Genomic DNA, 11,513 nt, shown 5'->3' with positions numbered 1-11,513 from the left:
TTAAAATAAATAGCTATATACAGATGAAACAACCTTGGATACATAATGCAAAAACAGACTGGTGGTTTATTTTATCTCCACCTTTTTTGGTATTGCTGATTATTTTTCTTTTTCAGAAAGAGATTCAGGGGCTTGAAAATCATTATTCTTTTTATACATGGCTCTTTCTGATTGTTTTTGTAGACGTAGCACATGTCTATTCCACATTATTCAAAACGTATTTCGTAAAAGCCGAAGTACAGAGAAGAAAGCTGTTGTATTTTGGAGTACCACTCATAAGCTGGTGTTTGGGGATTGCTTTGTTTCAGCTGGGAAGTTTGACATTCTGGTCGGTGCTGGCGCTGATAGCTGTTTTTCACTTTATCCGCCAACAGTACGGCTTTATGAGAATCTACGCTCGTTTTGAACCGGATAACTGGAGTAAGAAAATAGATGAGGTTGCGGTGTATGCGGCTACCATTTTTCCAATGTTGTATTGGTTTCAGACTCCGCGTGCCTTTACCTGGTTTGTGAATAATGAATTTGACTGGCTTAAAAACTTACCCGATTATATGGGTCTTATTACGGTTTTATATCTTCTGGTTCTAGTGGTTTGGCTTATAAAAACAATTGTTGAAGCGGTTAAAACCAAGACGATAAATATTCCGAAAACAGCTCTTATTTCCGGAACCTATCTATCATGGTATTTTGGGATCGTGTATTTTAATAATGATTTACTTTTTACCTTCCTGAATGTTGTCTCTCATGGTATTCCTTATATCGCCCTGATCTATATCGGTGAGATCAAACAGAAAGATCACCAGCAGTTAAACCGGATGCAGATATTTAAATCATTTTCAGGGATCTTTTTATTTATAGGAATCATTTTAGGTTTGGCTTTATTGGAAGAACTCCTGTGGGAAACTCTGGTGTGGAATGAACATTTTTCTCTAAACCTGGCTGTTTCTGAAAAACTGCTTCAGTTTTTAGTTCCCTTATTAGTTGTGCCACAGCTTACTCACTATCTTCTTGATGGCTTTATTTGGAGAAAACCCAAAAAAGTTAGCTAACTTTGCCATTATCTTTAAAATCTAAAAATGAGACAATATATTCTCTTATTAGCCATTTTTCTTGGAATAATGGTAGGTGCTCAGCAAAAAACTTTTTGTAATCCTATTAACATTGATTATGGATATACTCCTTTTGAAGTTTTTTCGAAACAGGGAAAACACCGCGCCACGGCGGATCCTGTCATCGTTAACTTTAAGAATAAACTGTTTCTTTTTTCTACCAATCAGGAAGGATACTGGTACAGTGATGATATGCTGGACTGGAAGTTTGTTAAAAGAAAATTTCTCAGAGATAATAAATATATTCATGATCTTAATGCTCCGGCTGTCTGGGCTATGAAAGATACACTCTATGTTTATGGTTCTACATGGGAACAGGATTTTCCAATTTGGAAAAGTACAAATCCAACCAAAGACGACTGGAAGATTGCTGTAGATACTTTAAAAGTAGGAGCATGGGATCCGGCATTCCATTATGATGAAGATAAAAATAAGTTATATCTATATTGGGGTTCAAGTAATGAATGGCCATTACTGGGAACAGAAGTGAAAGTGAAAAATCTTCAGTCTGAAGGTTTCGTAAAACCCATTATCAAACTAAAACCCGAAGATCACGGCTGGGAAAGGTTTGGGGAATACAATGATAATGTTTTTCTTCAGCCTTTTGTAGAAGGAGCATGGATGACGAAACATAACGGGAAATATTATATGCAGTATGGTGCTCCGGCAACAGAGTTCAGTGGATATTCCGATGGAGTCTATGTAAGCAAGAACCCTTTGGAGGGTTTCGAATATCAGCAGCATAATCCATTCTCTTATAAACCGGGAGGTTTTGCAAGAGGAGCAGGTCACGGAGCAACTTTTGAAGACAATTATAAAAACTGGTGGCACGTTTCCACCATCTTTATTTCTACCAAAAATAATTTTGAAAGAAGGCTGGGTATCTGGCCGGCAGGTTTTGATAAAGATGATGTGATGTATTGCAATACAGCTTATGGAGATTATCCTACTTACCTTCCGCAGTATGCACAGGCGAAAGATTTTACAAAAGGTCTTTTTGCCGGATGGATGTTGCTGAATTATAATAAACCGGTTCAGGTTTCATCTACCTTTGGAAGTTATCAGCCCAATTATGCTGTAGATGAAGACATCAAGACCTATTGGAGTGCTAAAACAGGAAATTCCGGAGAGTGGTTCCAGACTGATCTTGGTGAAGTTTCTACAATCAATGCCATTCAGATCAATTATGCGGATCAGGATGCCGAGTTCATGGGCAAAACCTTAGGAAAAATGCACCAGTATAAAATCTATGGCTCCAATGATGGTAAAAAATGGAATGTAATTGTTGATAAAAGTAAGAACACAAAAGATGTTCCTCACGATTATGTTGAGCTTGAGCAGCCCGCAAAAGCCCGTTTCCTGAAAATGGAAAACCTTAAAATGCCTACAGGAAAATTTGCATTAAGTGGTTTCAGAGTGTTTGGGAAAGGAGCTGGAAAACAGCCTGCTAAGGTAGAAGGCTTTGTCCCTTTAAGAGCTGATCCTAAAAAATATGGAGAAAGAAGAAGTATCTGGATGAAATGGCAGCAAAATCCTGAGGCAGACGGCTATGTAATCTATTGGGGAAAATCTCCTGATAAAATGTATGGAAGCATAATGGTGTACGGAAAGAATGAATACTTCTTTACAGGCGCAGACCGAACAGATGCTTATTACTTCCAGATTGAAGCATTCAATTCCAATGGTGTTTCCGCCAGAACAGATGTTGTAAGATCTGAGTAAATCCAATTAAAATAAAATATGCTCACCTAAAATTAAAAGAATAACACGTTTTGATCTATCAGAACGTGTTATTTTTTGTCTATCTTTTCAAGAAAAGCTTCAATCTTATCAACAAGAAAAGTATTGTTTGGTAATTTATCCCAATCCAAATGACCTCCACTGAACTCATAAGATTCATGAAAAACATTGTTTTTACTCAAAACAGAATCCAGAATCTTATTTTGACTTAAAGGAACCACGCGGTCTGTTTTTCCATAGTAAGCAAGAGTGGGGGATGAGGTCGTATTAATCCAATGTACAGGACTTGCAAAGTTGCCTGCTGCGGTTGTTGTTGGCAGTATTTTAGGATCAATCAGGTGCTTTTCTATAAAAGAATATTCTTCATAGCTCTTGAAACCTTCATCTGAAAGGTCAGCAGGACCTACAATATTGATCACTGCCTTCACGTTTTTATCAGCATCAAAATGATAAGCATAAAGCATAGATAAATGCCCGCCGGCACTATTCCCCATAAGAATTAACCTAGGTTTATAGTTGAGTCTCTTTTTCAGATAAACAATAACATTTTTAATATCATCCGTCTGATTGGGAATAGCATATTGTATAGTGGAAGCCAATCTATAATTCATATTGATAAAAATGTGATCCGGAAATCTTTGCATCATAGAAAGGGTAAAGAAGGTAAGCTGGGATTTATTCCCGCCGCGCCAGCCACCACCATGAATAATAACAAAGACTTCTTCTTCTCCGGATAATTTTTTATTGGGAATATAAAGATCCATAACCTGTTCCGGACTATTTCCATAATGAAGATTTTCCTCTTTATTAAAGCTGATATTATTTCCAAGATGGATCCTGCTTTCTTTACAGGCTGTCAATAACAGAAAGATAAAGCAGATGATAAATACTAACCCTTTTTTCATATAATTAAAGATAAAAAACCTGCTGAAAAATCAACAGGTTCGTGTACAAAATAATTTGATTGAATATGAAGAAAGATAGTTTTATCTTGTTCTGCTTTTGATAGAATCTGAAGCTCCTTCAATATCCCTTACCTTTTTCAGTTTTTTATTCCCGAAATTGTAAGTAAGGCTTACTGTTAAACTTCTTGGGTACTGATTCTGGTGGATATAGTTATAATTTCCATTGGATTGATAATCATCAATTTCCACAATATTGGTTCTCAAAACATCATTTACATTCAGAGCAAAGGTCCAGTCGTTCCAGTTTTTCTTGATACTAAGATCTAAACTTGATAAACTTCGCAGCCTACCCAGCTCTATCTGTTGTTTGTCTATGTAGAAAAAGTTTACCCCAAGGAACCATGTTTTAGCCTTATCAAGACGAATGGTATTATTGGTTTGAATTAAAAGACTAGTAGTGTTTATGTTATTGACATAGACAAAATCAGTGCCGTCCTCAGCTTTAAATCTGTCTCCTGTGGTAGGATCTATATCAAGACTTCCGTTGTTTCTGTTATGCTGAACTCCGATGCTGAAGTTTGTAGTCCAATATTGTTTAAAAAATGATTTTTGAATTCCCACCATGGCAGACATTTCCTGTTTATCTCCAAAATTCGTTCTGATATATCGTAAGGCAAGATTTTTTTCTGTTGTCCCATCAGGGTGGGTTGGGTAGCCCTGTAAAGGAACCTGAGTGATCGCATCTTTAATGTAAGACTGGTTTAAAACTACAAAATAGGAATTCTTATACATATACATCAGCTCCTGGTTATACGTAGAGGAAGCTTTAACAAAAGGATTATTTTGGGTATAATTGTCATCAGTAAGTTTATTCTTTACAGGATTTATTTCCCAAAAACTAGGTCTTCTCATTCTGCTTGAGAATGAATATGAGATATTGTTTTTATCATTAATCGTATAGTTAATGCTTAAATAAGGCAGAAAATTATTGTAGTTTCTTTCAATCCTTTTAAGAGCTTCTGCTCCTTCTGGCGGATTATCCGAAGTTCCTAAACTATTGGTGATCTCATATCTTGCTCCAACTTTTCCAGAGAATTTTTCTGAAAATTTCTTTTCCACGGTCAGATAAAAACCATAGATGTTTTCATCATAGACAAAATGGTTGGGAGCCGATTTTGTTGGCTCTGCAGGATCAATAAAATAAGTGTCGCTTTTAGTATCGTTATCTGTTTTGGTCTTATTATAATTTCCTCCCACAGAAATAGTCAGATCATTCTTGAATTTCTGAATATAATCTACCATTCCGGAGAAATTATTGATGACCTGTGGCAGATCCTGAATCAATTGTGTACTCCATCCTAATACTTCTCTATTGATATTAGAGTTGTACGTCATATTATTGATATACTGAAATTTTTTATAGTTCAGATAAGATGCATTTACATTCAATTTACTCCCTAAAGAATCTGTTTTTAATTCGTAATTTAAGTTCAGTGAGTTATTGTAATTCCTCGCATCCTCTTTGTTTTTAGACCAGGTATATTTGGGGTCTTTTTGGGGAGTAATAATCGTATTGAAAAGATTGACCGTAGAATTATAACTTTTATTGGCCCATGTATTCCAGGATAATGCTAAGTTGCTCTTATCATTTAATTGATAGTCTATATTCAGATAGCCCCCAATGTTTTTATTTGGATCATCAATATCACCAGTAGATTCATTGGATGAACTATCACTACTGTTTTTCAGAGTGTAGGTTTGGGCTTCAATATTTTCACCGCCACTAAGGCTGGCGCTTATTCCCAGTTTATCTTTTCTGTAATTAGCCGAAAAGCTTGCTTGGCTGCCATTATATTTACCTTGGGTATTAGAGAATCTCATGTTTCCGTTAAGACCATCGCTCATTTTCTTCTTTAAAACAATGTTGATGATCCCGTCCGAAGATTCCACCTGATATTCACTTCCGGGAACCGTAATCACCTCAATTTTCTGAATGTTTTCTGCCGGGGTGTTTTTCAGAAACTGAGCCAATGATTCTGCATCCATATTGGATTTTCGTCCGTTGATGTAGATTAATACATTATTTTTTCCTGCAATCTTTAATGTTTTATCATCCGTGGAAGACAATAAGGGAGTCTGTTTCAGGATATCGAAAGTTGTATTCCCTTTCGCTATAGGAGAAGATGCAACATCATATACCAGACGGTCACTTTGTTTTTTGAAAACCTGTTTAGTGATGGTAACACCTTCTATATTTTTAGTTTTTGTCGAGTCAGATTTCTTTTCCTGAGCAAAAGCACAGGTTCCGAATATGACGGCTATTGACAAAAGTATACGTTTCATGTTTGTTTTTTTTAAGGGTAGTTAAGAGAGATAAGTTTTTATAGATTAGGTTCTTGATTTTACAGCATCATTCGCTGATTTCATTTCCCTTGCTTTTTTCAGTTTCTGATTTCCGAAATTGTAGGTTACTCCAATACTTATTAATCGAGGATAACTGAAGTTGGTTATATTATTGTATTTTCCATTAGGCTGTACCCCATTAACTCTGTAGAAACTCTGATTAAATATGTCATTACCTTCTGCAAGGATCGTCCAGTCACCAATAATTTTCTTCACACTGATATCAAAGCTTTGTCTTACCCCTATTGTTCCGCCTTCCATGGCTACTTTGCTTCCGAAATAATAATTAACTCCTAAAAACCAGTCTTTTTTAGAAGAAAGACGAATGATATTGTTAAGGGTTACAGACATATTATAGTTTTTAACATCTACGATATAAGGTTCCAGTTCTTCCGACTCATATGGACCCAGTTGAGAAGTGGGATCTTGCCATACTCCGCCCGTATAAGTATTATATGCGAGATTTACAGAATAGTTGGTTGTCCAGATCTCTTTAAACCAGGATTTGTTCATCCCAAGTGTTAAACCTATTTCTCTGTTCTTCCCATAATTGGTTCTGATGTATCTCAGGAATCTTATTTTGTCCATAAGCATATTACCTGCTGCATCGTATACGTAATTACCATTTTCATCCTTTTGTGGAGTGGTTAAAATTCCCTGTAAAGGAAGCAGGTCAGAAGCTGCGGCATCGTCTACCATTGTATAACTAAGATTGGCATAGAATGCATTTTTGTACATATAGTTCAACTCTTGATTATAAAACTTAGCAGCAAGCACAAATGGATTATTCTGAGTATAATTGGTTGGAGTGAAATATGTTCTGGATGGATTCAGTTCCCAGAATCTCGGCCTTCTGATTCTGCTGGAGAAAGTGTAACTTAAATTGTGATCAGAATTGATAGCATAATTTAAATTCAGATAAGGAAGCAGATTATTATAATTTCTTTCAAATCCTGTTTTTCCAAGGATATCTCCTGTACTTCTTGTCATTTCATAACGGGCTCCAATTTTTCCGGATAACTTTTCAGTCAGCTTTCTTTCATAGTTCAGATAAATACCTAAAATATTTTCTTTGTAAATGAAATGATTGGTTTGTTTTGGATCCATTACAAATTCACCACCTATTAATTTATCCTGTTGAGTATCATTATCTGTATTAGTGTAATTATAACTTATTCCCATTAACCATGTTGCTCCTTTAGCTGTTTTTTTCAGGAAGTCTATATTAGCAGCATAATTGTTGATGATTTGCGGTACAGACTGTTGTAAAGCAGAGTATCTCTTTTTATACTCTTCAGTTGAAGGATCAATACCCAATGGGATGCTTTCATTAAAGCTTACTTTATCCCTGTTAAACCATAAATAGGAAACATTAGAAGTAAGTTTACTGCCTATAGAATCTGTTTTTATTTCATAATTTAAATTGAAAGAGTGATTTCTTGTCTGGGCATTTTCATGATTCACTGTTCTGTCGGATAATTGTCCGTTTTGCCAGTTCGTCATATCCAGAATAGAATTGAAACTTTTATTATATCTCATGTTATAAGAAAGTCCCAGACTTTGTTTTTTGTTGATCTCGTAATCAACATTAAATCCACCACCGAAGTTTTTATTAGGATCATCATTAGTCCCATAAGACTCATTTCTGAAGGTTGGGTCTCCGTTAGAAAGCGTATATCTTTGTCTTTCCGTCCAGCTTCCCATTCTGAAATTAGAATTTCCTGACCATTTTCCCTGTCTGAAGTTAAAAGATCCTCCTGCATTAGGATTGTTGTAATAAGCCTGCTCGTTCTGCATTTTCAAAGTTCCATTGTAGCCATTATTTTTGTTCTTCTTCATTACAATATTGATAACCCCTTCCTTAGATTCCACCTGAAACTCACTTCCGGGAACCGTAATCACCTCAATTTTTTGGATATCTTCTGATGGAGTAGACTTTAGCATTTCAATTAATGCCTCAGCATCCATGTTGCTTTTTTTATTGTTGATGTAAATAATTGCATCAGATTTTCCAAGAATCTTCAATGTTTTACCATCAATGCTGGAAATCATAGGAGTTTGCTTCAAAAGGTTAAAAGTATTGGTGCCTTTAGCAATAGGAGATGCGGCTACATCGTAAACAAGACGGTCTCCCTGTTTTTTGAAAACCTGTTTCTTGATATTAACGGACTCAATAGCATTTACTTTCAAACTATCTTTTTTCTGCTGGGCGGCAACAAGCCCGCTGAAGAATAGAGCTGCAATGAGAATTTGAGTTTTCATGATTATTATTTTTTAATTAATAGCTTGTATGGTTTGTTATTTAACATTACAAAGATATATAATAAATATAGTATCATGCAATACAAAGTACTGAAAAATAATTGTAAACAATTTTAACTTGCTGATTTTCAGCTATTAAATTTTTTATTTAAAAAATGATTGCTTGATCTTTCTGTATAATAAGACAACTGTAACAATAAATTTGTTACAGCAAAACATGAAATTTTATGAAAAATAATTTTATTCTCTGTCGAATTTAGCTAGTTTTTTATCCACCCATACCGTAGCAAAGGGGAAAAATGCAGCTAATAGGGCGAACACAAAATCTTCATCGTCCCAATTGTAAATTTTTCTTGCAGGAATGCAAAGTAAAAGATAAACCGTAAAAAATAATCCATGTAAACTGCCCACAACGCTGATGAAAATAATAGAATACAAATTTTCATCATACCGAATCCAGATCATAGCAATACAATACAATAAAATACATGAAATGGCCTCTGCAAGGCAAATCTGTTTAAACCATTTGATAAGCCTTTCCTGGGAATATTTTGAGAAAAATTTTTCGATGAAGTCCATTTCTTGTATGATAAGTAGAGCGTTAAAAGCTAAGATATTTTAGGTTCTAATTTCTAACCTCTGATTTTTAGTTTTGCAAAATTACTTATAAAAATTACTACCATCCAAATATTCAAAAACTTCAGGTGGCAACATAGGTCTTACATTCTTACCGTCTTTTATCATATTACGAATTTCAGTAGCAGAAAGTTCTATCACTGGAGCTTTTATCATAGAGATATTCTCATGCTGAAGATACTCAGAATCTTTCTTTTCTCCTTCAAATACCCTTGGGTAAACAATGATATGATGATTTTTAATCAGGGCATCAGCATTTTTCCATTTGTTAAGGCTATCCAGATTGTCTTCTCCCATAATCAGGCTGAAAGAGTAGTCCGGATACTTCTCATGAAGATAAGTAAGGGTATCAATAGTATAACTTGGCTTCGGAAGAGAAAACTCTACATTGGAAGCACGCATATTCGGATAGTTTTTCACTGCTAGTTGTACCATATCCAACCTGTTGTGGTCTTTTAGCAACGACTTTTTATCCTTAAACGGATTTTGAGGACTCACTACAAACCATAGTTCATCCATATCCGTATTTTCCAGAATATAATTAGCTAAAATAAGATGTCCGATATGGATCGGGTTAAAAGATCCGAAGAATAGACCAATTTTTTTCATATTTGTTGATAGCAGGCAGCAGATAATAAGTAATAGCTATTATCTAATCCCTAAACTTTACATCTTTTATATTGAGATAATGAGTCACATTGCCTTTCCAGTGATTTTCTTCCAGAGTAAAAGCAAGATCAAAACTTTTATTTTTAAAATCCTCTACAAACTGCCCTAGTTTGAAACCAACACATTCAATATTTCTTCCTGTAGCTTCCTGTTTAATGTAAAACTTCAGGTGATTATTATCTTTACCCATTGTTTTTACATAACCCGAAAGTTTCTGGTCGGTTAGGGTGAAGATAGGCTTCATATTATGAGGCCCGAAAGGGGCCAGTTTTCTGTGAAAATTGATGAACTCTCTGTTGATATCATCAACCTCGATTTCTGAATCAATCGTAATGGAAGGTTCCTTTTGATGGTCCTGAATTTTTTCAGAAACAATTTTTTCAAACTTTATTTTGAACGCTTCAAATTTTTCCTTCTCCATAGAAAGTCCTGCTGCTGCATGATGCCCTCCGAATTTAAGGAAATATTCAGAACACAAATCCAGGGCTTCATGAACATCAAAATCTGAAACAGATCTTGCGGAAGCTACCATTTCACCGTTATTTCCGTCTGTAAATACCAGGGTAGGTTTATAATACGTTTCAATAAGTCTTGAAGCTACAATTCCGATTACCCCTTTGTTCCACTCAGGATGATAAACAATCGTGGTATGTTTCGTTTCCTGCTGAGATTCTATGATCTGGTTCAAAGCAGAAAGAGTAGAGTTCATATCCAGTTCGCGTCTTTCATCGTTGAGGTTCATAATGTCACTCACGATCTGGTTGGCATGTTTCAGATTTTCAGAAACCATAAGCTCTACAGCGGCTTTTCCATGGGAAATTCTTCCGGCAGCATTTATTTTAGGAGCAATTTCAAAAACAATATTTGAAATTTCAAAATGCGACAGTTTATCCTCAGGAATTAATAATCTTAGTCCAAGATTTCTTGTTTTTCTAAGGGTTTTCAATCCCATTTTTGCAAGAACCCTGTTTTCTCCGGTCATTGAAACAATATCGGCGGCGATGGAGATCGCCAAAAGATCTGTGAGTTCAAATAACTCAGCATCCGGAAGTTTATAGATGGTATTCAGACCCTGACAAAGCTTAAAGCCTACGCCACATCCGGAAAGTTCCTTGAATGGATATCGGCAGTCACTTCTTTTAGGATCAAGTACTGCTGCAGCATTAGGAATCTCTTCACCGGGAAGGTGGTGATCGCAGATAATAAAATCTATTTCCAGACTGGAGGCATAATTAATCATATCAAGAGCCTTAATTCCGCAGTCCAGAGCAATGATTAATGAAAAACCATTCTCTTTGGCAAAATCAATTCCCTCTGTAGAAATTCCGTATCCTTCAGAATTTCTGTCCGGAATATAATAATCCAGATATTTTTTCTCAACAATTTTGCTGAGGTAAAGGTACATCAAAGCAACTGCTGTAGTTCCATCCACATCATAATCACCATATACCAATATTTTTTCGCCATTTTCAATTGCAGTGGCAATACGCTCTACAGCTTTTTGCATATCTGCCATTAAAAATGGACTGTGTATATCATTAAGGTTTGGTTTGAAAAATTCTCTCGCCTTCTGATAATTGTCAATTCCTCTTAGAACGAGAAGTTTAGATTCAAAAGTACCAAAACCAAGTGACGAACTTAGTCCGTCCACAACTTCCTCATCGGGTTCGGGCTTGTAAATCCATTTTTGACTCATGTTCACAAAAATAAGGAAAAAAAATAGCATTTTGATTGGATAGGGAACGAAGTTTTGACTTAATAATTGTTAAAAATTGATTACCTTCGTCCT

Annotated in this window: 8 protein-coding genes; 2 read left to right on the top strand and 6 right to left on the bottom strand. The window is 35.5% G+C overall.

All coding sequences use genetic code 11. The annotated features are described in order from the left end of the window. Positions 1 to 23: 23 nt before the first annotated feature. Both CHSO_RS00180 and CHSO_RS00175 read left to right on the top strand, forming a co-directional pair. A complete protein-coding gene (locus tag CHSO_RS00180; RefSeq protein ID WP_045491049.1) occupies positions 24 to 1,049 on the top strand; it encodes a hypothetical protein in 1,026 nt (341 codons plus the stop codon). 27 nt (positions 1,050 to 1,076) lie between these two features. Then, a complete protein-coding gene (locus CHSO_RS00175) occupies positions 1,077 to 2,831 on the top strand; it encodes a discoidin domain-containing protein (RefSeq protein ID WP_045491047.1) in 1,755 nt (584 codons plus the stop codon). Between the two features lie 68 nt (positions 2,832 to 2,899). Here the strand turns inward: CHSO_RS00175 and CHSO_RS00170 are convergent, their stop codons facing one another. From CHSO_RS00170 to recJ, 6 genes are all read right to left on the bottom strand, one after another. After that, the gene (locus tag CHSO_RS00170; protein WP_045491046.1) at positions 2,900 to 3,754 is read right to left on the bottom strand and encodes an alpha/beta hydrolase; all 855 of its coding nucleotides are present in this window, start codon (positions 3,752 to 3,754) and stop codon (positions 2,900 to 2,902) included. An 81-nt stretch (positions 3,755 to 3,835) separates the two neighbouring features. After that, positions 3,836 to 6,097, bottom strand: coding sequence for an outer membrane beta-barrel family protein (locus tag CHSO_RS00165; RefSeq protein ID WP_045491045.1), 2,262 nt, complete (start codon positions 6,095 to 6,097; stop codon positions 3,836 to 3,838). A gap of 45 nt (positions 6,098 to 6,142) precedes the next feature. Further along, the gene (locus CHSO_RS00160) at positions 6,143 to 8,419 is read right to left on the bottom strand and encodes an outer membrane beta-barrel family protein (RefSeq protein WP_045491044.1); all 2,277 of its coding nucleotides are present in this window, start codon (positions 8,417 to 8,419) and stop codon (positions 6,143 to 6,145) included. Between the two features lie 240 nt (positions 8,420 to 8,659). Continuing rightward, positions 8,660 to 8,998, bottom strand: coding sequence for a DUF3817 domain-containing protein (locus tag CHSO_RS00155; protein ID WP_045491043.1), 339 nt, complete (start codon positions 8,996 to 8,998; stop codon positions 8,660 to 8,662). An 81-nt stretch (positions 8,999 to 9,079) separates the two neighbouring features. Continuing rightward, the gene (nadD, locus tag CHSO_RS00150; protein WP_045491042.1) at positions 9,080 to 9,664 is read right to left on the bottom strand and encodes a nicotinate (nicotinamide) nucleotide adenylyltransferase; all 585 of its coding nucleotides are present in this window, start codon (positions 9,662 to 9,664) and stop codon (positions 9,080 to 9,082) included. Between the two features lie 43 nt (positions 9,665 to 9,707). Then, the gene (recJ, locus tag CHSO_RS00145; protein ID WP_045491040.1) at positions 9,708 to 11,420 is read right to left on the bottom strand and encodes a single-stranded-DNA-specific exonuclease RecJ; all 1,713 of its coding nucleotides are present in this window, start codon (positions 11,418 to 11,420) and stop codon (positions 9,708 to 9,710) included. Positions 11,421 to 11,513 lie beyond the last annotated feature (93 nt).

Source organism: Chryseobacterium sp. StRB126, assembly GCF_000829375.1.
Lineage (GTDB): Bacteria > Bacteroidota > Bacteroidia > Flavobacteriales > Weeksellaceae > Chryseobacterium.
Note: the sequence above shows the minus strand (reverse complement) of the source record. Positions and strands in the feature narration are given on the sequence as shown.

What these genes read in the sequence shown, in the direction of transcription:
- CHSO_RS00180 (WP_045491049.1), top strand. Translation starts at nt 24, where the DNA reads ATGAAACAACCTTGGATACATAATGCAAAAACAGACTGGTGGTTTATT.
- CHSO_RS00175 (WP_045491047.1), top strand. Translation starts at nt 1,077, where the DNA reads ATGAGACAATATATTCTCTTATTAGCCATTTTTCTTGGAATAATGGTA.
- CHSO_RS00170 (WP_045491046.1), bottom strand. Translation starts at nt 3,754, where the DNA reads ATGAAAAAAGGGTTAGTATTTATCATCTGCTTTATCTTTCTGTTATTG.
- CHSO_RS00165 (WP_045491045.1), bottom strand. Translation starts at nt 6,097, where the DNA reads ATGAAACGTATACTTTTGTCAATAGCCGTCATATTCGGAACCTGTGCT.
- CHSO_RS00160 (WP_045491044.1), bottom strand. Translation starts at nt 8,419, where the DNA reads ATGAAAACTCAAATTCTCATTGCAGCTCTATTCTTCAGCGGGCTTGTT.
- CHSO_RS00155 (WP_045491043.1), bottom strand. Translation starts at nt 8,998, where the DNA reads ATGGACTTCATCGAAAAATTTTTCTCAAAATATTCCCAGGAAAGGCTT.
- nadD (WP_045491042.1), bottom strand. Translation starts at nt 9,664, where the DNA reads ATGAAAAAAATTGGTCTATTCTTCGGATCTTTTAACCCGATCCATATC.
- recJ (WP_045491040.1), bottom strand. Translation starts at nt 11,420, where the DNA reads ATGAGTCAAAAATGGATTTACAAGCCCGAACCCGATGAGGAAGTTGTG.